The sequence below is a fragment of the Pseudomonas sp. PSPC2-3 genome (genome assembly GCF_049898265.1).
In the GTDB taxonomy this organism is placed as follows: domain Bacteria; phylum Pseudomonadota; class Gammaproteobacteria; order Pseudomonadales; family Pseudomonadaceae; genus Aquipseudomonas; species Aquipseudomonas veronii.
The window spans coordinates 37231-61041 of record NZ_JAFCXJ010000016.1; the positions used below are offsets into that span (position 1 = coordinate 37231).

The window sequence follows — 23811 nt, forward strand, 5'->3', positions numbered from 1 at the left end:
GCCCACTTTGATTGCCCTTCTTAACCGCTACTCAGACATGGGAATACGAAGATGGAAGCGACGACGTTCGAGGCTGTACCGCAGGCTGCCAGCTCAGTGGGCAGCCTGCACCGCAAGATCGATTGGCGCGGTGCATTCTGGGTCGCCAGTGGCGTGCCCGCGCTGGTGCTGTTCTCCATCGGCGCGATTGCCGCCACGGTGGGCAAACCGGCCTGGATCGTGTGGATCGTGTCGATCCTGTTCGGGTTTATCCAGGCCTTCACCTATGCCGAGATCGCCGGGCTGTTCCCGCACAAGTCCGGCGGCGCCTCGGTGTACGGCGCGGTGGCCTGGGTGCGCTACAGCAAGTTGATCGCGCCGGTGTCGGTGTGGTGCAACTGGCTGGCCTGGTCGCCGGTGCTGTCCATCGGTTCGGGGCTGGCGGCGGGGTATATCCTCACCGCGCTGTTTCCCGCCGATGCGCTGATCAACACCTGGCAACTGACCCTGCTTGACCTGGGTTGGGTCAAGAGCGGCCTGTCGTTGCGCATCAACGCGACGTTCGCCATTGGCCTGTTGATTCTGCTCACGGTGTTTGCCGTGCAGCATGGCGGCATCCTGCGCTCGGCGCGCCTGACGCTGGTGCTCGGGGTCACCTCGCTGATCCCGCTGTTGCTGGTGGGCGTGGTGCCGTTGTTCACCGGGGACGCGACCCAGGCCAACTTCCTGCCGCTGTACCCGCTGGCCCATGACGCAGCCGGGCAAGTCATCGACGGCCCGTGGGATATGTCCGGCTGGTCGCTGATGGCCGGCGGGCTGTTCATGGCCGCGTGGTCCACCTACGGGTTCGAAACGGCGGTGTGCTACACCCGCGAGTTCAAGGACCCCAAGCGTGACACCTTCAAGGCGATCTTCTACGCCGGCCTGCTGTGCATCCTGGTGTTCACCCTGGTGCCGCTGGCGTTTCAAGGCAGCCTGGGGCTGGGCCAACTGGTGACCCCGGCGGTGCTCGACGCCAGCGGCGCGGTAGTGACTCCGGCGGTGTACAGCGGCCTGCTGTCGCCGGCGATCTACAGCGGCATGGGCGTTGGTCAGGTGATGGCCGACAGCATCGGCGGCGGCAAGGTGGTCGCCAATATCGTGCTGATCATGCTGGTGCTCGCCACGTTGCTGGCGATCATGACCTCGATGTCCGGCTCGTCGCGCACCCTGTATCAGGCGTCGGTGGACGGCTGGCTGCCCAAATACCTGGGGCGCACCAACGAACACGGTGCGCCCACGGCGGCGATGTGGACCGACCTCTCGTTCAACCTGCTGTTGTTGCTGATGTCGGACTATGTGTTCGTGCTGGCGGCGTCCAACGTCAGCTACATCATTTTCAACTTCCTCAACCTCAACGCCGGCTGGATCCACCGCCTCGACCGCCCCGACTGGGTGCGCCCGTACAAAGCCCCCACCGTGCTGCTGGCGGCCGGCGGCGTGCTGAGCTTCGTCAACCTGGCGTGCATGGGCCTGGGTGCGGATATCTGGGGCGCAGGCACGCTGGTCACCGGCTTGCTGCTGGCGCTGTTGATCCTGCCGGTGTTCTGCTACCGCCACTATGTGCAGGACAAAGGTCGCTTCCCCGCGGCCATGCTCAGTGACTTGTATATCCAGGCCGATGACGGCCAACGCCGCGCCGGCTGGCTGCCCTACGCCACACTGATCGCCGGTGTGCTGGTGGTGTATGCCTGCCATCAACTGGTAGCCTGAATGCCATGGGCTGCCTATTGCTGAGGGATTTATCCCTCAGCGCCCCTATTTCTCCAGACAACGGTGACGCTTTTGACCAGCACTCTCCCTTCCCTTGCCCGCGATATCGACGGCAAGGCCATTTCTGCCCAGGTTCTCGACGAGGTTCGCGAAGAGGTCCTGCTGCTTGCCGCGCAAAAAATCTTCCCGGCCCTGGCTGTCGTGCTGGTGGGCGACGATCCGGCCAGCGAAGTGTATGTGCGCAACAAACTGCTGCGGGCCAAGGAAGTCGGGATTCGCTCCCTTGAATACCGGCTGCCGGATGACGCCAGCCAGGCGCAAGTGCTCGATCTGCTGGCCCAGTTGAACGCCGACGTTTCGGTCAATGGCGTGCTGGTGCAGTTGCCGTTGCCGGCGCATATCGACGAGGCGGCCGTGATCCATGCGATTGACCCGATCAAGGACGTGGACGGTTTCCACCGTGAGAACGTCGGCGGCCTGGTGCAAGGCATCGAGGTGCTCACGCCTTGCACGCCCAGCGGCTGCATGCGCCTGCTGCATGAAACCTGCGGCGATTTGAGTGGCTTGCACGCGGTGGTGATTGGCCGCTCGAACATCGTCGGCAAACCGATGGCGACCCTGCTGTTGCAGGCCAACTGCTCGGTCACCGTGGTGCATTCACGCAGCGTCGATGCTCAGGCATTGTGCCGCTTGGCCGATATCGTCGTCGCTGCGGTCGGTCGGCCGCAGTTGATCGATGCCAGCTGGCTCAAGCCTGGCGCGGTGGTGATCGATGTGGGGATCAACCGCATCAGCACCGAGACCGGTACGCGGTTGGTGGGCGATGTGGACTACGCCAGCGCACGCACCGTGGCCAGCGCGATTACGCCGGTGCCGGGTGGTGTGGGGCCGATGACGATTGCCTACCTACTGAAAAACACCCTGGTGGCGAGCCAGTTGCAACGCAAAGCCCTGCCCCGAGCGCTGGCGCTGTACCTGTAGGAGCGAGCTTGCTCGCGAAAACCGTCCAGGCAACGCGGTCATCCAGGATGCCCGCGTTATCGTTAACGACCTTCGCGAGCAAGCTCGCTCCTACAGGGTTCTCAGGGGTTGTAGGCGGCCAGGTCCCGACTCATGGGCACGCAGGCTGAAAAACACTCTGGTGGCGAGCCAGTTGCAACGCAAAGCCCTGCCCCGAGCGCTGGCGCTGCACCTGTAGGAGCGAGCTTGCTCGCGAAAAACGCCCAGGCAACGCGGCCATCCAGGATGCCCGCGTTATCGTTAACGACCTTCGCGAGCAAGCTCGCTCCTACAGGGTTCTCAGGGGTTGTAGGCGGCCAGGTCCCGACTCATGGGCTCGCAGGCTGAAGAACACTCTGGTGGCGAGCCAGTTGCAACGCAAAGCCCTGCCCCGGGCACTAGCGCCGCACCTGTAGGAGCGAGCTTGCTCGCGAAAAACGTCCAGGCAACGCGGTCATCCAGGATGCCCGCGTTATCGTTAACGACCTTCGCGAGCAAGCTCGCTCCTACAGGGTTCTCAGGGGTTGTAGGCGGCCAGGTCCCGACTCATGGCCACGCAGGCTGAAAAACACCCTGGTGGCGAGCCAGTTGCAACGCAAAGCCCTGCCCCGAGCGCTGGCGCCGCACCTGTAGGAGCGAGCTTGCTCGCGAAAAACGTCCAGGCAACGCGGTCATCCAGGATGCCCGCGTTATCGTTAACGACCTTCGCGAGCAAGCTCGCTCCTACAGGGGGCCGTTAGTGGTTGTAGGCGCGCTCGTTGTGCTCGGCCAGGTCCAGGCCCATCTCTTCCACCGACTCATGGGCACGCAGGCCGACCAGGGCATTGACCACCTTGAGGATGATCCAACTGACCACGAAGCAGTACACCGTGGTCAGCAACACCCCCTTGATCTGGGCGACGACTTGGCCGCCCATGGTCACGCCTTCCACCAGGCCGCCCATGGACGGCACGCAGAACACCCCGGTGAGCACCGCGCCGATCATGCCGCCGATGCCGTGCAGGCCGAATACGTCGAGGCTGTCGTCGTAGCCGAAGCGCCGCTTCAACACCGTCACGCTCAAGTAGCAGAACACCCCGCACAGCAAGCCGATGGCCAACGCGCCGCCGACGCCGACATAGGCGCACGCCGGGGTGATCCCCACCAGACCGGCCAATGCACCGCTGGCCAGGCCCAGGGCGCTGGGTTTGCCGACCTTGAACCACTCGGTGAACATCCAGCCGAGAATCCCCGCACACGCGCCCAGTTGGGTGTTGAGCATGACAATCCCCGAGGTGCCGTTGAGGCCGCCGCCGGAGCCGATATTGAAGCCGAACCAGCCGACCCAGAGCATCGCCGCACCGGCCATGGTCAGGCTCAGGTTATGCGCGGGCATCGGCGTGTTCTGGTAGCCCTTGCGCTTGCCGAGGATCAGGCATGCGGCGAGCGCGGCCACACCGGCGTTGATGTGTACGGCGGTGCCGCCGGCAAAGTCGAGCACGCCCCAGTTATGCATCAAGGCCCCCGAACCGCCCCAGACCATATGCGCCACCGGGGCATACACCAGGGTGAACCAGATGGCCATGAACAGCAGCGCCGCCGAGAACTTCATGCGTTCGGCGAAGGCGCCGGCGATCAGCGCCGGGGTGATGATTGCGAAGGTCATCTGGAAGGTCACGAACACGCCTTCCGGAATATCCCCCACCAGGCTCTCGGGGGTCATGCCCGCCAGGAACGCGCGGCTCAGGCCGCCGACAAAACTGTTGAAGGTCACCTGCCCTTCGACCATGCCCGTGGTGTCCACCACCATGCTGTAGCCGTAGATCACCCACAGCACGCCCACCAGCCCGGCGACGCCAAAACACTGGGTGAACAGCGAGAGCATGTTTTTCGCCCGAACCAGCCCGCCGTAGAACAGCGCGAGCCCCGGCAGGCACATGAACAGCACCAGCACCGCGGCGGTGACCATCCAGGCGGTGCTGCCGGTGTTCAAGGTGGGCGCATCGGCGGCCTGGGCCAAGGGGGCGAAGGCACAGGCGGCCAATAAGCCGAAGAGGGATTTGCCGAGAAGACGATTGATCATGTTCAAAGCTCCTGCAAAAGATAGGGGAGATGCATGTAGGAGCGAGGGGGACGCCTAGTTCTTGCTCGCGAAAAACGTCCAGGCAACGCGGTCATCCAGGATGCCCGCGTTATCGTTAACGACCTTCGCGAGCAGGCTCGCTCCTACAGGGGTGGAACGCCGTAGCAGCCGGCAAGCCGGCTCGTCACTCAGTAACCGGAACCCGGTATCCAACGGGTCCCCGCCAACGGCACCCGGGCCATGGCGGCCGACTCCACCGTCAGCGCCACCAGGTCCTCGGGGTCGAGGTTGTGCAGGTGCGACTTGCCGCACGCACGGGCCATGGTCTGGGCCTCCAGCACCATCACCCGCAGGTAGTTGGCCAAACGACGCCCGCCTTCCACCGGGTCCAGGCGTTTCGACAGCTCCGGGTCCTGGGTGGTGATGCCGGCCGGGTCGCGGCCGTTCTGCCAGTCGTCGTAGAAGCCGGCGGCCGAGCCGATCTTTTTCAGTTCCGCGTCCAGCCGTGGGTGGTTGTCGCCCAGGGCAATCAACGCCGCCGTGCCGATGGCCACCGCATCCGCGCCCATCGCCATGGCCTTGGCCACATCGGCGCCGTTGCGAATCCCGCCCGACACAATCAACTGGACCTTGCGGTGCATGCCCATCTCTTGCAAAGCCTGTACCGCTTGCGGGATCGCCGACAAAATCGGGATGCCGACGTGTTCGATAAACACTTCCTGGGTCGCCGCGGTGCCACCCTGCATGCCGTCGAGTACGATCACATCGGCACCGGCCTTGACCGCCAGCTTCACGTCGTAATACGGCCGGCTGGCGCCGATTTTCACGTAGATCGGTTTTTCCCAATCGGTGATTTCGCGCAACTCGGCAATCTTGATCGCCAAGTCGTCCGGACCGGTCCAGTCCGGGTGGCGGCAGGCGCTGCGCTGGTCCACGCCGATCGGCAAGGTACGCATGCCGGCCACGCGTTCGGTGACCTTCATGCCCAGCAACATGCCGCCACCGCCGGGCTTGGCGCCCTGGCCGAGGACGATCTCGATGGCATCGGCCTTGCGCAGGTCATCGGGGTTCATGCCGTAGCGCGACGGCAGGTACTGGTACACCAGGTGCCGCGACTGGCCGCGCTCTTCCGGGGTCATGCCGCCGTCACCGGTGGTGGTGCTGGTGCCGGCGATGCTCGCGCCACGGCCCAGGGCTTCCTTGGCGTTAGCCGACAACGCACCGAAACTCATGCCGGCGATGGTCACCGGGATCTTCAGGTGGATCGGCTTCTTGGCGAAGCGGTTGCCGAGGATCACATCGGTGCCGCACTTCTCGCGATAGCCTTCCAGCGGGTAACGCGACACGCTGGCGCCCAGCAGCAGCAAGTCATCGAAGTGCGGCAACTTGCGCTTGGTACCGCCGCCGCGAATGTCGTAGATGCCGGTTTCGGCGGCACGCTGGATTTCCTGGATGGTCAGGCGGTCGAAGGTGGCCGACTCGCGCAACACTGGAGGGGTTTTTTCACTCATGGTGTAGCTCCTGGTTCAGTACGCGGAGGCGTTATCGACTTTGAAGTTGTACAGCTGGCGGGCCGAGCCGTAGCGCTTGAAATCCGCCGCGCGGTGGGCGAAACCGGCGCGATCGAGCAGCTCCTGCAGCTCTTGCAGGTGCTCGCTGCGCATCTCTTTTTCGACGCAATCGGAGCCCAGCGACTCGACCGTGCCCTTCACGTAGATGTGGGTCTCGTACAGCGAATCGCCCAGCGCATCGCCGGCATCGCCGCAGACGACCAGACGCCCGGCCTGGCCCATGAAGCAGCTCATGTGGCCGATGCTGCCGCCGACCACGATGTCGATGCCTTTCATGGAAATCCCGCAACGTGCCCCCGCGTCGCCTTCGATCACCAGCAAGCCGCCATGGGCCGTGGCCCCGGCCGCCTGGGACGCGCTGCCTTTGACGCGCACAGAACCAGACATCATGTTCTCGGCGCAGCCCACGCCGACGTTGCCGTGTACGGTGATCGACGCCTGTTGGTTCATGCCCGCGCAGTAGTAGCCGGCGTGGCCTTCGATATCGATGGACACCGCCTGATTCACCCCCACCGCAAGGTTGTGCTTGCCGTTGGAGTGGGTGACGCGCCACTCGTTGTCGATGGCCTGGGCGTGCAGCGCCTGGTTGAGGTCACGCACGGTCGCGGTGGAAAGGTCGATGGTTTTCATGTGTGCGCTCCTTAAGCTGACTGGCGTTCCCAGATGTACAAAGTGGCCGGTGCGGGCTCCCAGATGCGGGCATTCTCGATGCCTGGCAGGCTCGACAGCGCCTGGTACTCGGAGGCCATGGCGACGTAGTCGTCGGTCTCGGCGAGGATCGCCGGCTTGCACGCGATCGGATCGCGGATCACCGCAAAACCGTTGCGCGTGCCGATGGCGAAGGTGAAGAAGCCGTCGAGGTCTTCCAGGGCGTGGTCCAGCGCGTCTTTGAGCGAGTCGCCCTGTTGCAGGCGCCAGGTCAGGTAGCCGGCGGCGACTTCGGTGTCGTTGTCGGTTTCGAAATGAATGCCTTCGCGCTTGAGTTCCTGGCGCAGGCGGAAGTGGTTCGACAGCGAACCGTTATGCACCAGGCACAGGTCGGCACCGGTGGAAAACGGGTGGCTGCCTTCCATGGTCACCGCGCTTTCGGTGGCCATGCGGGTGTGGCCGATGATGTGGCTGCCCTGCATGCTCGCCAGGCCGAAGCGCTGGGAAATCTCCTGGGGCAGGCCCATGCCCTTGAGGATCTCGATGCTCTGCCCGGCGCTCATGACCCGCACGCTCGGCGCCAGTTCGGCCAGGGCCAGGCGCACCGGGGCTTCGTCGGCGTGGATCTTCAACACGGCGGCGCTGGCGTTCTGAAACCAGTCCAGCGAACAGCCCAGCCGCCCTTCCAGCTCGCCCATCAGGGCTTTCCAGTCGAAGGCCTCGGTGGTCGCTTGCAGGGTCAGCTTGACCCAGCCGTCGGCGACTTCATCACCGTAGATGGCAAAGCCCGCACTGTCCGGGCCACGGTCGGTCATGGCCTGCAACATCGGTTCAAACAGCTGGCCGAGTTGGGGTTCCAGCCGGGGGTTTTTCAGGTACAGACCTACGATTCCACACATATCAAGTCTCCGTCACACGGTGTCAGAAAAATTCGGTATAGCGCTGGACTTCCCAGTCGCTCACATGGCGGCTGTATTCCACCCACTCCATGCGCTTGAGTTTGATGAACTCACCCACGATCTGCGGGCCGAGCACCTCGGCGAACAGCGGGTCGGCTTCCAGCGCGTCGCAGGCTTCCTTGAGGGATTGCGGCAAGGTCTTGATGCCGCGCTCGGCGATTTGTTCCAGGCTCAGGCTGTAGAGGTTTTCATTGCAGACGTGGTCGATTTCCAGCTGGCGATCGATACCGTCCAGGCCCGCCGCGATGATTGCGGCGCTGACCAGGTAAGGGTTGCAGCCGGCATCCGGCAGGCGGAACTCCAGGCGGCCGTAAGGCACGCGCACCATGGCCGAACGGTTGTTGGCGCCAAACGCGATAAAGGCCGGGGCCCAGGTGGCGCCGGACAGCGAGTGGCCCACCACCAGGCGCTTGTAGGAGTTGACGGTGGGCGCGGCGAACGCACACAGCGCCGGGCCATGGGCGAGCAGGCCGGCGGCGAAGTGATAGGCCAGCTTCGACAGGCCCATGCCGCTCGGGTCGCTGGCGTCGTGGAACAGGTTCTTGTTCTCGGCGCTGCTGATCGACAGGTGAAAGTGCATGCCGTTGCCGGCGCGTTTCGGGTCGGGCTTGGGCATGAAGGAACAGATCATGCCCAGGTCATTGGCGATCTCGCCGGCAGCCATGCGGAAGAAGGTGAAACGGTCGGCCGAGGTCAGGGCGTCGCTGTAGGTGTAGTTGATCTCGAACTGGCCGTTGGCGTCTTCGTGGTCGATCTGATAGACCTCGAAATCCACCGCCTGCAAGGCTTCGGTCAGGCGCTCCAGGAATACCCGCGAGCGCGACAGGCCCTTGTAGTCGTAGCAGGGCTTGTCGAGGTTGTCGCTGGGGTCGACCAGTTGCAGCTTGCCCTGCTCGTCGCGGCGCATCAGGTTGAATTCGGGTTCCAGGCCCGTGTTCAGCGTCCAGCCCTTGTCCTGCAGGCGCTGCACCTGCTGCTGCAGCACGTAGCGGCTATCAAAGGGATGGGGCTTGCCGTCGACATGCCCGACGCACACCACGCGCCCGTAACCCGGCTGCCAGGGCACCGGGGTCAGCGTGGACAGGTCACCCCGCGCCATGAAGTCCGGGCCGTGGGGTTCCATGCCCATGCCGCTGATGGCAAACCCGGCAAACCCGGCGCCCTCTTCGGCCACCGTCTTGAGCCCGCAAATCGGCACCGACTTGGTCTTGGCCGCACCGTGTATATCCACAAACTGCGCAAGCACGTACTTGATGCCGTACTTGTCGATGATGCGCTGGGTTTCTGCTGGCAACATTGCGTGTCACTCCTCGCGAAAGGCAAAACCGTGTGGGTGGGCCTGGACTGTCTTTTTATTCCTAAAAAGAAAGTTAGTTTCTCCACAGGAATGCAATACCCTTGCCAGATTCGCGAGCGGCCGATTGAAGTGCCGGTGAAAGCGCTTTTGTGCTGTATATATGGGAAAATTGTTTTCCCCGTGGGAATACGTGCCTGGGCACGGCCGCCAAGCGCCGCTGCTTGCACTTTCCTAGTGCGAAACTAATATTACTGAACGGAAAGCGTGCAGGATCTGATGACTATGTCCACCGAAACCGCCCCCCGCCTCAAACTCGAGCAATACCTGGGTTTGCAGATCAAACGCCAGCGCCAGGCCCAGGACCTGAAGCTGTCCGACGTGGCGAAGATTGCCGATATCAGCCAGGGCATGTTGAGCAAGATCGAAAACGCCCAGGTCTCCACCAGCCTCGACACCCTCAGCCGCCTGTGCGATGTGCTCGGGCTGCCGTTGTCGAAATTGTTCGCCGAATACGATCAACAGGACGGCAGTGCCTTGCTGGTCAAGGCCGACCAAGGCATGGAAGTGGTGCGCCGCGGGACGGAAAAGGGGCATACCTACCATCTGCTCAACCATACCCGGGGGCCGAAGAAGAGCTTCGAGGCGTACATGGTCAGCATGGACGATGCCAGCGAGGAGTTCCCGACCTTTGCCCACCCTGGGACCGAGTTTCTGCACTTGTTGGAAGGGGAGCTGATTTATCGGCATGGGAATCAGCTGTATCGGATGGAAGCCGGCGACAGCCTGACGTTCGAGGGCGAGATTCCCCATGGGCCGGAAGAATTGGTGCGGGTGCCGATTCGCCTGCTGTCGATCATGAATTACGGCAACGACAAAGAATAATCCGGACTCGCGATACACCTGAAGCACAGAGATCCAATTGTGGGAGGGGGGCAAGCCCCCTCCCACATTTTCAACAGCGTTCGATGCCACTGGGCCTGTGGAAAATTTCCCCTCAGTTAAAAAACTTTCCCAAAACCCCTAGACGCCCCGCGTCCATTCCCCTATAAAGCCACTTCAGGAATATTTTATTCCTCACAAGAAAATGCGCTCACGGAATGAGCCTGCTGTCCTCTGACGTTTTTTCGCTATGCGATGAGCTGCCGCCATCATCCCGAGGACGTGTCATGCAACACGAAAAAAACCATTTCATCATCAAGGTCACTTGTCCCGCGGTGTCCGGCATTGTCGCTGCCGTCACCACGTACCTGGCGGACAACGCGTGCTACATCGGGGAGATGGCGCAGTTCGATGATGACTTCAGCGGTCGCTTCTTCATGCGTGCCGTGTTCCGTTTCAACGATGGGCACGCCGGCGACCTGGAACAGATCCGCGCCGGTTTCGCCGACGTCGCCCAGGCCTTCGACATGCAGTGGGCGCTGTACGACACCCGCGAGCCGATGCGCGTGCTGCTGATGGTGAGCAAGTTCGACCACTGCCTCACCGACCTGCTCTACCGCTACCACAAGGGCGAGATGGACATGACCATCACCGCCATCGTCTCCAACCACCTCGACCTGCGGCCCATGGCCGAGCGCGAGGGCATCCGCTTTATCTACCTGCCCGTGACCAAGGACACCAAGGCCGCGCAGGAAGCCGAGCTGATGAAGATCGTCGACGACACCCGCACCGAACTGGTGGTGTTGGCGCGCTACATGCAGATCCTCTCCGACGACCTGTGCCGGCAACTGTCGGGGCGCGCGATCAATATCCACCATTCGTTCCTGCCCGGTTTCAAAGGCGCCAAGCCCTATCACCAGGCCTATCAGCGTGGCGTGAAGTTGATCGGCGCCACCGCGCATTATGTGACCAGCGACCTGGATGAGGGCCCGATCATCGAACAGGAAGTGCAGCGCGTGGACCACGTGTACAAGCCCGACGACCTCGTCGCCATCGGCCGCGACACCGAAACCGTGGCCCTGTCCAAGGCGGTCAAGTACCACCTGGAGCATCGGGTGTTCCTCAACCAGGACAGAACGGTGGTGTTCCGGTGAGCGCGCCCAAACTGATCGACGGCAAAGCCGCCGCCGCACGGGTACTGCTGCAAGTGCGCGAAGACGTGGCGCGCCTGCACGAGCAAGCCATTCAACCGGCCCTGGCGGTGATCCTGGTGGGCAACGACGCCGCCAGCCAGGTGTATGTGCGCAACAAGATCCTGCGCGCCGAAGAAGTGGGCATCCGCTCCGTGGAGCATCGGCTGCCCAGCGACACCAGCACCGAACAACTGTTGATCCTGATCGCCCAGTTGAATGCCGACCCGGCGATCCACGGCATTCTCTTGCAATTGCCGCTGCCCAAGCAGATGGACGAACTGCGCGCCCTGGAAGCCATCGCGCCGCAGAAGGACGTGGACGGTTTCCACAGCCAGAACGTCGGCGGCCTCAGCCAGGGGCGCGCCGTGCTCACGCCCTGCACTCCCAGCGGTTGCCTGTACCTGCTGGAGCAAACCTGTGGCGACCTGCGCGGTAAACACGCGGTGGTGGTCGGCCGCTCGAACATCGTCGGCAAGCCCATGGCGGCGCTGCTGCTCAAGGCCGATTGCTCGGTGACGGTGCTGCATTCGCGCAGCCACAACGCCCAGGCCCTGTGCCGCCAGGCCGACATCGTGATCGCCGCCGTGGGCCGCCCACGCTTGATCGATGCCAGTTGGCTCAAACCCGGCGCGGTGGTGATCGACGTCGGCATCAACCGTATCGATGACGACGGCCGCAGCCGCCTGGTGGGCGATGTCGACTTTGACGCCGCCCTGCCCCACGTCGCCGCCATCACCCCGGTCCCCGGCGGTGTCGGCCCGATGACCATTGCCTTCCTGATGAAAAACACCGTGACCGCCGCCCTTGCGCAACATCACGCCCTACGCAGCCAATCGGAGGCCGTATGCCATTCAATCTATTGAAATACGGGCTGAGTTCGGAGTACCCGGTGGAGGTGGATCTGCCGCCGCCCAAAGAACTCAAGTCGAGTTACGACGTGGTGATCATCGGCGCCGGCGGCCACGGCCTGGCGACCGCCTACTACCTGGCCAAGTACCACGGCATCAGCAACATTGCCGTGCTGGAAAAGTCCTATCTGGGCGGCGGCAACACCGCGCGTAACACAGCGGTGATCCGCTCCAACTACCTGACCAGCGAAGGGGTGCGTTTCTACGCCGAGTCAGTGAAGATGTTCCAGGCGCTGTCCAACGAATTCGATTTCAACATCATGTATTCCGAGCGCGGCCAACTGACCCTGGCCCACACGGACGCCACCGTGCGTTCGTTCCGCCAGCGCGCCGAGGTCAACAAGCACTTCGGCGGGCGCACCGAGATGATCGACCGCCAGCAGATCCGCGAACTGGTGCCCAGCCTCAACCTCGATCCCGGCCACCTGCCGGTGCTCGCCGGGCTCTGGCACATCGACGGCGCCACCGCGCGCCACGATGCCGTGGCCTGGGGCTACGCCAAGCAGGCGGCCAAGCGCGGCGTGGAAATCCATCAGCTCACCGAAGTGCAAGACCTGATCATTGAAAACGGCGCCATCACCGCGGTGAAAACCAATCGCGGCACCATCCGGTGCGGCTGCGCGGTGCAGGCGATTGCCGGGCACAGCTCACTGTTGATGGCCAAGGCCGGCATCCGCTCGCCGATCCAGACCTTCCCGCTGCAGGCCATGGTCACCCAGCCGTTCAAGCCGTTCCTCGACCCGCTGGTGAGTTCCTCGGCCCTGCACTGCTACGTGCAGCAAACCAGTCGCGGCGAAGTGGTGTTCGGCGGCGGTTCCGACCCCTACCCGCTGTTCAACACACGCTCGACCCTGGACCTCAAGGAAAGCCTGCTGGCCCATGCCATCGAAATGTTCCCGTTCCTGGCCAACGCCAAGTTGATGCGCCAGTGGGCCGGGATCACCGACATGACCCCGGACTACAGCCCGATCATGGGCCTGTCGCCGGTGAAGAATTACTACCTCGACGCCGGTTGGGGCACCTGGGGTTTCAAGGCCACGCCGATCTGCGGCAAGACCATGGCCGAGTTGGTCGCCAGCGGCGGCAAGGTGCCGGAGCTGATCAAACCCTTTGGCCTCGAACGTTTCTCGACCTTCCAGCAAGTCAATGAGATGGGCGCCACGGCGGCCAGTCACTGATGGAGAGCGGACTATGAAAATCATGATGTGCCCGCTCAACGGGCCGCGCAATATCAGCGAGTTCACCTACGGCGGCGAGTTCAAGCCCATGCCCGATCCGGTCAACTGCAGCGACGCCGAATGGGCCGACTACGTGTTCAACACCGACAACCTCGCCGGTGTAGTGCGTGAATGGTGGATGCACACGCCGTCCAGCTACTGGTTCCTCGCCGAGCGCCACACCGTCACCGACGAGATCCTGCGCACCTTCGACCCCAGGGAATTGTTCAACACGCGCGTCGACTTCAACACCGCCAAGGAGATCGCCGGATGAACCGCCTCCCCGCCCCCATGGGCCTGCTGATCCAGCGTGACCAGCCACTCGATTTCAGTTTCGACGGCCACCCCTACCAGGGCCTGCAGGGCGACAGCATCGCCAGCGCCCTGCTCGCCAACGGGCGCTTTCTGATGTCGCGCTCGTTCAAATACCACCGCCCACGCGGGCCGCTGAGCATGGCCGGCCAGGACGCCAACAGCCTGGTGCAATTGCCCCAGGAACCCAACGTGCTGGCCGATGCCCACGCACTGAGCAACGGCCTGGCGGTGACCGCGCAGAACGTCAACGGCACGCTGGACCACGACCGCGATGCCTATATGGGCAAGTTCTCCAAATTCATGCCGGTGGGTTTCTACTACCGCTCGTTCTACAAGCCCAAGGGCATGTGGAAAGTGTGGGAGCCGATCATCCGTAAAAAAGCCGGCCTGGGCGTGCTCGACCTGAACTTCCAGCCCGAGTACTACGACAAGGCCTACCTGTTCACCGACCTCGCCGTCATCGGCGCCGGCCCCGCCGGCTTGCAGGCGGCGCTGACCGCCGCGAATGCCGGGGCGAAGGTGCTGCTGATCGAGCAGCAGCCGATCCTCGGCGGTTCGCTCACTTATGCGCGCTTCGATATCGCCGGCACCCGCGCCGACAGCCTGCGCCGCGAATTGCTCAGCGCGGTGCAGCAACACGCGAATATCCAGGTGCTCACCGAGGCCACCTGCAACGCCTGGTTCACCGACAACTACCTGCCGGTGATCCAGGGCAAGCGCCTGTACAAAGTGCGCGCGCAGCAGTGCCTGGTGTGCAGCGGCTCGTTCGACCAACCGGTGATCTTTCGCAACAACGACCTGCCCGGGGTGATGCTGACCAGCGCCGCGCAACGCCTGATCAAGCTCTACGCCGTCAAGCCCGGCAAACGCGCGGTGGTGCTCACCGGCAACGATGACGGTTACCTCGCCGCCCTCGACCTGCATGACCAGGGCGTGGACGTCGCCGCCCTGATCGACCTGCGCCACGCCCCCGCCGACCAGGCCCTGGCCGGCGCGCTGGCGCAGCGCAAGATCCGTTGCCTGACTAACAGCACGGTGTTCGAGGCCTTGCATGAAAAAGGCCTGCGCCATGTGAAGGGTGTCGATGTGCGCCAGATCACCGCTCAGGGCCAGGTCAGTGACAAGGGGCAGGTGATCGACTGCGACCTGCTGTGCATGTCGGCCGGCTATATGCCGGTGTACCAACTGCTGTGCCAGGCCGGCGGCAAATTGGCCTATGAGGACTCGCGTGCGGAGTTCAGTCTCAGCGGCCTGCCGCAGAACCTGAATGTGGCCGGTTCGGTCCACGGTCGGCACCAACTGGACAATGTGCTGGCGGACGCGAGCAACGCCGCCCACGACATCACCCTCGCCCTCGGCTTGAGCCCTGCCGCAGCGCCTACCCCGCTGCGCAGCGAAGCCCAGGTCAACTTCAACTGGCCGATCTTCCCGCACCCCAAGGGCAAGGATTTCGTCGACTTCGACGAAGACCTGCAAGTGGCGGATATCGTCAACGCCACCCGCATCGGCTACCGCGATGTGCAGTTGGTGAAACGCTACTCCACCGTCGGCATGGGCCCGTCCCAGGGCCGCCACTCGGCGTTGCCGACTGCGCGCCTGGTGGCCTGGGCGACCCAGCGCAATATCAGCGAAACCGGGGTCACCACCGCACGGCCGCCGTTCGTGGCAGAGAAACTCGCCCACGTCGCCGGGCGCGCCTTCGACCCCTACCGGCAAACGCCGATGCATGCGCGGCACCTGCAGGCCGGGGCGAAGATGATGCCCGCCGGCATCTGGCAGCGCCCGGCCTATTACGGCAAGGCCGAGGACCGCGACGCCTGCATGCAGGCCGAAGCCCTGCATGTGCGCAACAAGGTCGGGCTGATCGATGTGTCCACCCTCGGCGGCCTGGACGTGCGCGGCCCGGATGCCGCCGAACTGCTCAACCGGATGTACACCTTCGCATTTCTCAAGCAGCCGGTGGGCCGTTCGCGTTATGCGCTGATGACCAATGAACACGGGGTGGTGATCGACGACGGCGTGTGCGCGCGGCTGGCCGACAAGCACTTCTACGTCACCGCCACCACCAGCGGCGTCGACCGCATCTACCAGCAGATGCTCAAGTGGAACGCGCAATGGCGCCTGGACGTGGATGTGGCCAACGTCACCGCCGCGATCTGTGCGGTGAACGTGGCCGGGCCGGATTCGCGCAAAGTGCTGGAACAGCTGTGCAGCGACCTCGACCTGAGCGCCGAGGCCTTCCCTTACCTGGGCGTGCGCCAGGGCACGGTGGCCGGGATCAAGGCACGGCTGCTGCGGGTCGGTTTCGTCGGCGAACTGGGTTATGAAATCCACGTTGCCGCACGTCATGGCCTGGCATTGTGGGATGCGTTGATGGCCGCCGGCAAAGCCTTCGACATTCGCCCCTTCGGCGTCGAAACCCAGCGCCTGCTGCGCCTGGAAAAAGGCCACGTGATCATCAGCCAGGACACCGACGGCATGACCCACCCGGCGGAAATCGACATGGGCTGGGCGGTCAGCCGCAACAAGCCGTTCTTCGTTGGTCGCCGCTCGGTGGACATCCTCGAAGCCCAGCCGCTGAAACGCAAACTGGTCGGCTTCAGCTTGCCCAAGGGCAGCGTGCAGCCGCTGGAAGGCCACCTGGTGCTCAACGGCCCGGACATCAGCGGCAACGTCACCTCGTGTGAATACTCCGCCAGCCTGGGCCGGATCATCGGCCTGGCCTACGCCGGGATCGACCAGAGCACACCGGGGCAATGCATTCCGATTCGCGTCGAAGGCGGCATCGTCGTCCAGGCCGAAGTGGTGCAGCTACCGTTCTTCGACCCCACCAACCAACGCCAGGAGGGTTAAGCCATGACCAGTCTGAAAGCCCACGAATTGCTCACGCCGCCCTGCCGCCTGATCGACCAGACCGACCTGCCCCGGGTCGGCTTTCGCGGCGCACACAGCGCCGAGTACCTCACGGCCCGCGGTTTCACCCTGCCCGACGCGCCCAACCGAGCGACCGCGCAGGCGGACGGCAGCTGGGTGGCGCGCCTGTCACAGAACGAATACCTGCTGCTGGGCAGCCCGGCGGATCAAGGCCAGCGCATCGCCGATGAAGAAGCGCGCTGGGAACTCGACCACCGCGCCCACTACCTGCTGCCGCGCCAGGACAGTCATGCTTGCGTGCTGCTCAGCGGCGCGGTGATTGCCCAGGTGATGGCCAAGCTGTGCGGCGTCGATCTCAGTTTTCCGGCGTTCAAGCCGGGGGCGGTGGCGCAGACGGCGGCGGCGCGGATCAATGTGATCGTCATCCACTCGGGAAGCGTGGACGCGCCGGCGTTCCACATCCTCTGGGACCGCGCCTCGAAGGACTACTTCGACGGCGCGTTGCGGGATGCGTTGGAGGAGTTTGGCGGGGTGGGGCTTGCCGATCGCGCGTAAAACCAGGGTCAACGCGGCGCTCTCGGGTTTTTCGCGAGCAAGCTCGCTCCTACAGATGACCCCGTCACCGTAGGAGCGGAGCTTGCCCGCGAGGATCGTTAACGATGACGCGGTAAGCCAGGATTAACGCAGCGGCCTCAGGTTTTTCGCGAGCAAGCTCGCTCCTACAGATGACCCCGTCACCGTAGGAGCGGAGCTTGCCCGCGAGGGTCGTTAACGATGACGCGGTAAGCCAGGGTCAACGTGGCGCTCTCGGGTTTTTCGCGAGCAAGCTCGCTCCTACAGATGACCCCGTCACCGTAGGAGCGGAGCTTGCCCGCGAGGATCGTTAACGATGACGCGGTAAGCCAGGATTAACGCCGCGCTCTCGCCAGAAAAACCTGTTCAGTCGGTATACCCCAACCGCCCCGACCTGACCGACTGCGTGTGCTGACGCGTCGCCAGGCAGCAATCGATGAGGATCACGCTCGACAGCGCCACACGCCCCCCAGTTTTTTACACGACTGATCCGTAGCTCTGGCGCTAATCTGATCGGCTAATGTGCCACATGGCCAATAGCCATTTCTCGCCTTTACCCCAGTATTTATTGGTTACAAGACCAATAATTGACGTTCATCGGGCGCTTGAAAAAGCAGTTGCATGCTTTGTATTACGGTATACCATAATACCTACAAGTCTATAAAAACCGCTCCACCGCCGAGGACCGTCCCATGATCGATGCCGCTATCTACAAACAAGTGATGGGTTCGTTTCCGTCCGGGGTCACCGTGATCACCACGCTCGATGACGACGGGCAAATCGTCGGGCTGACCGCCAGTGCTTTCAGCTCGTTGTCGATGGACCCGGCGCTGGTGCTGTTCTGCCCCAACTACAGCTCCGACTCGTACCCGGTGTTGATCAAGAACAAACGCTTTGCCATCCATGTGCTCTCCGGCGGGCAGCAAACCGAAGCGTATGCCTTTGCGCGCAAGGGCAAAGACAAGGCCCAAGGCCTCGAATGGACGCTCAGCGAGCGGGGCAATCCGATCCTGGCGAATGCCACGGCGGTGATCGAATGCGAGCTGTGGCGCGAGTACGAAGGCGGCGACCACGCGATCATGGTCGGCTCGGTGAAGAACCTCATCGTGCCCCAGCAGAACGCCGGACCACTGGTGTATTGCCACGGCAAGATGGGCGCATTGCCCATGCCGGCTTAAGCCACACACAAAACTTTGTGGGAGGGGGCTTGCCCCCGATAGCGGTGGGTCAGCTACAGATAAGCTGGCTGTTCCTCCGCCATCGGGGGCAAGCCCCCTCCCACAGTTTGATTGCGGGGTGTCAGCCCCTCCCAGTGGCGTGAGACCACGCGATCATGGTCGGCTCGGTGAAGAACCTCATGCACGTTGAGGATGATCAGCACAGCCACCAAAATCACCGGTAGGCTGGCAATCACCGCAAAGGCCAGGATCAGTTTTTGTTTTATGTTCATCGGGCTCGCCTTCCTTGTGAGGTGGGGGTGTAACCGTTGGAGAGAAAAGTTTTGTGGATATTCCATATTATGGTATACCAACAATCAATCCGCCGAACAGCCGTTATCCCCGGCAAGCGTTACAACGGCGAGAGCACTTAAGGGCCCGCGGTCGACAGGCCGATCACAATAGATCCGAGGTACGCGTCATGAAGTTTTCCCTGTTCGTACACATGGAACGTTGGGACGAGAGCATCAGCCACCGCCAGTTGTTCGAAGACTTGACCGAATTGACCCTGATGGCCGAAGCCGGTGGCTTCAGCACCGTCTGGATTGGCGAACACCACGCCATGGAATACACCATCTCGCCAAGCCCGATGCCGTTGCTGGCTTACCTCGCGGCCAAGACCACCACCATTCACCTGGGCGCCGGCACCATCATCGCGCCGTTCTGGCACCCGCTGCGGGTGGCGGGTGAATGCGCCTTGCTTGACGTGATCAGCAACGGCCGCATGGAAGTCGGCCTGGCCCGTGGCGCCTACCAGGTCGAGTTCGACCGCATGGCCGGCGGCATGCCCGCTTCCAGCGGCGGCCAGGCGCTGCGCGAAATGGTCCCGGTGGTGCGCGCGTTGTGGCAAGGCGACTACGCCCACGACGGCGACATCTGGAAATTCCCCACCTCCACCAGCGTGCCCAAGCCCGTACAGAAGCCCAACCCGCCGATGTGGATCGCCGCCCGCGACCCGGACTCCCACAACTTCGCAGTGGCCAACGGCTGCAACGTGATGGTCACGCCGCTGATGAAGGGCGATGAAGAAGTCCTGGACCTGAAAAACAAATTCCAGACCGCCCTCGACAACAACCCCGGCGTGCCGCGCCCGCAATTGATGGTGCTGCGCCACACCCACGTACACGCCGCCGACGACCCGGAAGGCTGGAAAGTCGGGGCCAAGGCGATCTCCAAGTTCTATCGCACCTTCGATGCCTGGTTCGGCAACAAGGAAGTGCCGGTCAATGGCTTCCTGGCGCCAAGCCCGGAAGAAAAATTCGCCGGCCGCCCGGAGTTCGAGCTGGACAGCCTGCACAAGACCGCGATGATCGGCACCGCCGCAGAAATCATCCCGCGCATCAAGTACTACCAGGAACTGGGCGTGGATGAGTTCAGCTTCTGGTGCGACAACAGCCTGCCCCATGCCGAGAAGAAAAAGTCCCTGGCGCTGTTTATCGAGCAGGTCGTGCCAGCGTTTCGTTGATCGGTGAATGACCAAGCCGCTTGCCTCTTCACGGAGCAAGCGGCTTTTTTCTAGGCCGCGCCTTGCTGGTATTCCCGCGGCGTACAGCCAAACTCACGGCGAAACACCGTATGCAGGTACTGCGCCGACTTGAAGCCACACTGCTGCGCCACATCGGCAATCGCCAGGGCGTGGTTTTCCAGGCCCTTGGCGGCGGCGGCGAGTTTGAAGCGCAGGATCTCGTCATGCACGCTGCACCCGCGTGTCTTGCGAAAGTGCGATTCCAGGGATGAGCGCGACACGCCGACATACGCCGCGACCTGGGCGGTCTTGATGCCCTGGCAGGCGTACTGGCGGATGAACAGCAGCGCCTGCATCACATACGGATTGCCCAACGGCTGATGCAAGCTGGAAGCCTGCACATTGATTGCATCCGGTGGCACCAGGATCTGCGTGCCGGTGCAGGGTTTGCCGTGCAGCATCTGATGCAGCAGCGCAGCGGCCGTGCGGCCCATGGTTTCCGTGCCCTGGATCACCGAACTCAGCGGCACCCGCGTGAGGGTGCGGGTCAGCGGGTCGTTGTCGATGCCGATCAACGCCACCTCCTCCGGCACGGCGATACCGGCAGTGAGGCAGGCCTGCAGCAATTGCCGGGCGCGGGCGTCGGTGACGGCGATGATGCCGATGGGCTTGGGCAGGCTTTGCAGCCAGGCGATCTGCTGCTCCACCGCGCTGTCCCACAACGGCGCGCTGGTGCCCAGGCCGCGGTACACCTCCACCGGCAAACCATCACGTTGCAGCAGGCGCTTGAAGGCCTTTTCGCGCTCCTGGGCCCAGCGATTGGCCTGGGCTGGCGGCAGGCTGAAACAGGCAAACCGGGTCAGTCCGGCCTCGATCAAATGCTCATACGCCAGCTTCATCAGCGCATGGTTGTCGGTGGCCACGTAGGGGATGCCCCTGGGGTAGGCACGCGCATCCTCATAGGAACCGCCCACCGCCACCACCGGCAGCTTGATATCGGCCAGTGCCTCGCCGATCAGCGGGTCGTCGAAGTCGGCAATGATGCCGTCGCCCTGCCAGCGCTCGATGCCTTTGAGGCGGCACAAAAAATCTTCCTCCAGGAACAAATCCCAGGACGCGCGGGTGCTGCTCAGGTAATTGCCGATGCCGGTGATGATGCCGCGGTCATAGATTTTGCTGCCGTTGAACAGCAAGGCGATGCGGTGGACGGGCGGTAGGGTTTTCATTGTTTTTGTCCTGAGGCCGGTCGCCACAGGTTAGACCCCGCCACTCAAAATCGCACTACACCTTGACGATTTTCATAATCGCCGGGCCCAGTGCCGTTGCTAGTATCCAGACACCGCCAAGAACAATAAGGAACACGCCATGACGTACTTCCCCGGTGTCGAGAAGGTTCGCTTCGAAGGCCCCGCCAGCGACGCCCCCCTCGCCTTTCGCCACTACGACGCCAACAAACTGATCCTCGGCAAACCGATGCGCGAACACCTGCGCATGGCCGCCTGTTATTGGCACACCTTCGTCTGGCCCGGCGCGGATATGTTTGGCATGGGCACCTTCAAGCGCCCGTGGCAGCGCAGCGGCGAGCCGATGGAAGTGGCGATCGGCAAGGCCGAGGCGGCCTTTGAGTTTTTCTCCAAGCTGGGCATCGACTACTACAGTTTTCACGACACCGACGTGGCGCCGGAAGGCAGCTCGCTCAAGGAGTACCGCAACCACTTCGCGCAGATGGTCGATCACCTCGAACGCCACCAGGAACAGACCGGCGTCAAACTGCTGTGGGGCACCGCCAATTGCTTCAGCAACCCGCGCTTTGCCGCCGGCGCCGCGAGTAACCCGGACCCGGAGGTGTTCGCCTACGCCGCCGCCCAGGTGTGCAGCGCGATGAACGCCACGCTGCGGCTCAAGGGCGCCAATTATGTGCTGTGGGGCGGCCGCGAAGGTTACGAAACCCTGCTCAATACCGACCTCAAGCGCGAGCGCGAACAGCTCGGGCGCTTTATGCACATGGTGGTGGAGCACAAGCACAAGATCGGCTTCAAGGGCGACCTGCTGATCGAACCCAAGCCCCAGGAGCCGACCAAGCACCAATACGATTACGACAGCGCCACGGTGTTCGGCTTCCTGCATGAGTACGGCCTGGAACACGAGATCAAGGTGAATATCGAGGCCAACCACGCGACCCTGGCCGGGCACAGCTTTCATCATGAGATCGCCACCGCGGTGTCCCTCGGGATCTTCGGCAGCATCGACGCCAACCGCGGCGACCCGCAGAACGGCTGGGACACCGACCAGTTCCCCAACAGCGTCGAGGAGATGACCCTCGCGACGTATGAAATCCTCAAGGCCGGCGGCTTCAAGAATGGCGGCTACAACTTCGATTCCAAGGTGCGCCGCCAGAGCCTGGACGAGATCGACCTGTTCCACGGCCACGTCGCCGCCATGGATGTGCTCGCCCTGGCGCTGGAACGCGCGGCGGCGATGGTGCAGAACGATCGGTTGCAGCAGTTCAAGGACCAGCGCTATGCCGGCTGGCAGCAACCGTTGGGCCAGGCGGTACTGGCCGGCGAATTCAGCCTGGAATCCCTGGCCGAACATGCGTTTGCCCACGAGCTCAACCCGCAGGCCGTGAGTGGTCGGCAGGAGATGCTGGAGGGCATCGTGAATCGATTTATCTACACCTGATCACGCAGCCCTCGCTCCTACACAGGGGGCGGCGGTGACATTTGCGCGACAAATCTACGCACAGAGCGTCGAGGGACGCTCTACAGTTCTACCCGCATCACGCTGTGTCTTTCCAACAACAATAAAAGGACGCACCACCATGAAGTCATTTAAACGCACCCTGCTCGCCTCTGCCCTGACCCTGCTCGCCCTGCCGGTCATGGCCGATCCGGCCCATCCGAAAATCGGTTTTTCCATCGACGACCTGCGCCTGGAACGCTGGTCCCGCGATCGTGACTACTTCGTCGCGGCGGCGGAAAAACTCGATGCCAAGGTGTTTGTGCAGTCGGCCGATGCCAACGAGCAAAAGCAGATTTCCCAGATCGAAAACCTGATCTCCCGCGGCGTCGACGTGATCGTGATCGTGCCGTTCAACGCCACCGTGCTGACCAACGCCATCGCCGAAGCCAAGAAGGCCGGGATCAAGGTGGTGTCGTATGACCGCCTGATCCTCAACGCGGATATCGACGCCTACATCTCCTTCGATAACGAAAAGGTCGGCGAGATGCAGGCCAATGGCGTGCTGCAGGCGGCGCCCAAGGGCAACTATTTCCTGCTCGGCGGTGCGCCCACCGACAACAATGCCAAGGTCCTGCGCGAAGGCCAGATGAAGGTGCTGCAACCGGCCATCGACAAGGGCGATATCAAGATTGTCGGCCAGCAGTGGGTCAAGGAATGGAACCCGACCGAAGCCCTGAGCATCGTCGAAAACGCCCTGACCCGGAACAACAATAAGATCGACGCCATCGTCGCCTCCAACGACGCCACCGCCGGCGGTGCGATCCAGGCCCTGGCCGCGCAGAAGCTGGCGGGCAAGGTGCCGATCTCCGGGCAAGACGCCGACCTCGCCGCCGTCAAGCGCGTGATCGACGGCACCCAGACCATGACCGTGTACAAGCCGCTCAAACTGATCGCCACCGAAGCCGCCAAGCTCTCGGTGCAACTGGCGCGCAACGAAAAGCCCACCTACAGCTCGCAATACGACAACGGCAGCAAGAAAGTCGACACCATCCTGCTCACCCCGACCCCGCTGACCAAGGCCAATATCGACCTGTTGGAGAAGGACGGCTTCTACACCAAAGAGCAGATCGGCCTGTAGGAGCGGGCTTGCCCGCGAAAAACGTCAACGATGACGCGGGCATCCTGGATGTGCGCGTTGCCTGAGGGTTCTTCGCGAGCAAG

At 63.1% G+C, this 23811-nt stretch carries 20 protein-coding genes; 13 read left to right on the forward strand and 7 right to left on the reverse strand.

Annotated features, from left to right (window positions below):
- The first annotated feature begins 51 nt into the window (after positions 1 to 51).
- Together ACP7E3_RS30065 and folD (ACP7E3_RS30070) are read left to right on the forward strand one after the other, a co-directional pair.
- Positions 52 to 1731, forward strand: a complete 1680-nt coding sequence (locus tag ACP7E3_RS30065) for an APC family permease (protein ID WP_046383910.1) — start codon at positions 52 to 54, stop codon at positions 1729 to 1731.
- A gap of 63 nt (positions 1732 to 1794) precedes the next feature.
- Positions 1795 to 2712 (forward strand): bifunctional methylenetetrahydrofolate dehydrogenase/methenyltetrahydrofolate cyclohydrolase FolD, encoded by a 918-nt coding sequence (folD, locus tag ACP7E3_RS30070; protein WP_256823823.1) that lies wholly within the window; start codon positions 1795 to 1797, stop codon positions 2710 to 2712.
- A 754-nt stretch (positions 2713 to 3466) separates the two neighbouring features.
- On the opposite strand, the gene ACP7E3_RS30075 is transcribed toward folD (ACP7E3_RS30070), so the two are convergent.
- From ACP7E3_RS30075 to glnT, 5 genes are all read right to left on the reverse strand, one after another.
- Positions 3467 to 4792, reverse strand: coding sequence for an ammonium transporter (locus ACP7E3_RS30075; protein ID WP_046383912.1), 1326 nt, complete (start codon positions 4790 to 4792; stop codon positions 3467 to 3469).
- Between the two features lie 188 nt (positions 4793 to 4980).
- Positions 4981 to 6303: an FMN-binding glutamate synthase family protein gene (locus ACP7E3_RS30080; RefSeq protein WP_046383913.1), complete on the reverse strand. Its 1323-nt coding sequence runs from the start codon at positions 6301 to 6303 to the stop codon at positions 4981 to 4983.
- 15 nt (positions 6304 to 6318) lie between these two features.
- The gene (locus ACP7E3_RS30085; protein ID WP_046383914.1) at positions 6319 to 6993 is read right to left on the reverse strand and encodes a protein glxC; all 675 of its coding nucleotides are present in this window, start codon (positions 6991 to 6993) and stop codon (positions 6319 to 6321) included.
- 11 nt (positions 6994 to 7004) lie between these two features.
- Positions 7005 to 7910, reverse strand: a complete 906-nt coding sequence (locus tag ACP7E3_RS30090) for a class II glutamine amidotransferase (protein WP_108526650.1) — start codon at positions 7908 to 7910, stop codon at positions 7005 to 7007.
- Positions 7911 to 7932: 22 nt separating this feature from the next.
- Positions 7933 to 9267, reverse strand: coding sequence for a type III glutamate--ammonia ligase (gene glnT, locus ACP7E3_RS30095; RefSeq protein ID WP_057005902.1), 1335 nt, complete (start codon positions 9265 to 9267; stop codon positions 7933 to 7935).
- A gap of 282 nt (positions 9268 to 9549) precedes the next feature.
- Between glnT and ACP7E3_RS30100 the strand changes: the two genes are divergently transcribed.
- The 8 genes from ACP7E3_RS30100 to ACP7E3_RS30135 all read left to right on the forward strand — a co-directional run bounded on the left by ACP7E3_RS30100 (position 9550) and on the right by ACP7E3_RS30135 (position 18404).
- Positions 9550 to 10149, forward strand: a complete 600-nt coding sequence (locus ACP7E3_RS30100) for a helix-turn-helix domain-containing protein (RefSeq protein WP_046383917.1) — start codon at positions 9550 to 9552, stop codon at positions 10147 to 10149.
- 284 nt (positions 10150 to 10433) lie between these two features.
- Complete coding sequence (gene purU, locus ACP7E3_RS30105) at positions 10434 to 11300, forward strand: formyltetrahydrofolate deformylase (protein WP_046383918.1); 867 nt, start codon at positions 10434 to 10436, stop codon at positions 11298 to 11300.
- A complete protein-coding gene (gene folD / locus ACP7E3_RS30110) occupies positions 11297 to 12202 on the forward strand; it encodes a bifunctional methylenetetrahydrofolate dehydrogenase/methenyltetrahydrofolate cyclohydrolase FolD (protein WP_079443521.1) in 906 nt (301 codons plus the stop codon). Before purU ends, folD (ACP7E3_RS30110) begins: the two co-directional genes overlap by 4 nt.
- Complete coding sequence (locus tag ACP7E3_RS30115) at positions 12184 to 13425, forward strand: FAD-dependent oxidoreductase (protein ID WP_046383920.1); 1242 nt, start codon at positions 12184 to 12186, stop codon at positions 13423 to 13425. Before folD (ACP7E3_RS30110) ends, ACP7E3_RS30115 begins: the two co-directional genes overlap by 19 nt.
- Positions 13426 to 13438: 13 nt before the next feature.
- Complete coding sequence (locus ACP7E3_RS30120; RefSeq protein ID WP_046383921.1) at positions 13439 to 13738, forward strand: sarcosine oxidase subunit delta; 300 nt, start codon at positions 13439 to 13441, stop codon at positions 13736 to 13738.
- The gene (locus ACP7E3_RS30125; RefSeq protein WP_426125311.1) at positions 13735 to 16632 is read left to right on the forward strand and encodes a 2Fe-2S iron-sulfur cluster-binding protein; all 2898 of its coding nucleotides are present in this window, start codon (positions 13735 to 13737) and stop codon (positions 16630 to 16632) included. The genes ACP7E3_RS30120 and ACP7E3_RS30125 overlap by 4 nt, the downstream gene beginning before the upstream one ends.
- A gap of 3 nt (positions 16633 to 16635) precedes the next feature.
- On the forward strand, positions 16636 to 17208 hold the full coding sequence (locus ACP7E3_RS30130; protein WP_104903464.1) for a sarcosine oxidase subunit gamma: 573 nt from the start codon (positions 16636 to 16638) through the stop codon (positions 17206 to 17208).
- 710 nt (positions 17209 to 17918) lie between these two features.
- Positions 17919 to 18404: a flavin reductase family protein gene (locus tag ACP7E3_RS30135; protein WP_046383924.1), complete on the forward strand. Its 486-nt coding sequence runs from the start codon at positions 17919 to 17921 to the stop codon at positions 18402 to 18404.
- Between the two features lie 53 nt (positions 18405 to 18457).
- Here the strand turns inward: ACP7E3_RS30135 and ACP7E3_RS30140 are convergent, their stop codons facing one another.
- Complete coding sequence (locus ACP7E3_RS30140; RefSeq protein ID WP_046383925.1) at positions 18458 to 18676, reverse strand: hypothetical protein; 219 nt, start codon at positions 18674 to 18676, stop codon at positions 18458 to 18460.
- A 188-nt stretch (positions 18677 to 18864) separates the two neighbouring features.
- Between ACP7E3_RS30140 and ACP7E3_RS30145 the strand changes: the two genes are divergently transcribed.
- On the forward strand, positions 18865 to 19908 hold the full coding sequence (locus ACP7E3_RS30145) for an LLM class flavin-dependent oxidoreductase (RefSeq protein WP_046383926.1): 1044 nt from the start codon (positions 18865 to 18867) through the stop codon (positions 19906 to 19908).
- 50 nt (positions 19909 to 19958) lie between these two features.
- On the opposite strand, the gene ACP7E3_RS30150 is transcribed toward ACP7E3_RS30145, so the two are convergent.
- The gene (locus tag ACP7E3_RS30150) at positions 19959 to 21134 is read right to left on the reverse strand and encodes a XylR family transcriptional regulator (RefSeq protein ID WP_046383927.1); all 1176 of its coding nucleotides are present in this window, start codon (positions 21132 to 21134) and stop codon (positions 19959 to 19961) included.
- Between the two features lie 139 nt (positions 21135 to 21273).
- Here ACP7E3_RS30150 and xylA point away from each other — a divergent pair, with 139 nt between their 5' ends.
- Complete coding sequence (gene xylA, locus ACP7E3_RS30155; protein ID WP_017847899.1) at positions 21274 to 22590, forward strand: xylose isomerase; 1317 nt, start codon at positions 21274 to 21276, stop codon at positions 22588 to 22590.
- Positions 22591 to 22729: 139 nt separating this feature from the next.
- Positions 22730 to 23728 (forward strand): D-xylose ABC transporter substrate-binding protein, encoded by a 999-nt coding sequence (gene xylF, locus ACP7E3_RS30160; RefSeq protein ID WP_046383929.1) that lies wholly within the window; start codon positions 22730 to 22732, stop codon positions 23726 to 23728.
- Positions 23729 to 23811: the final 83 nt, after the last annotated feature.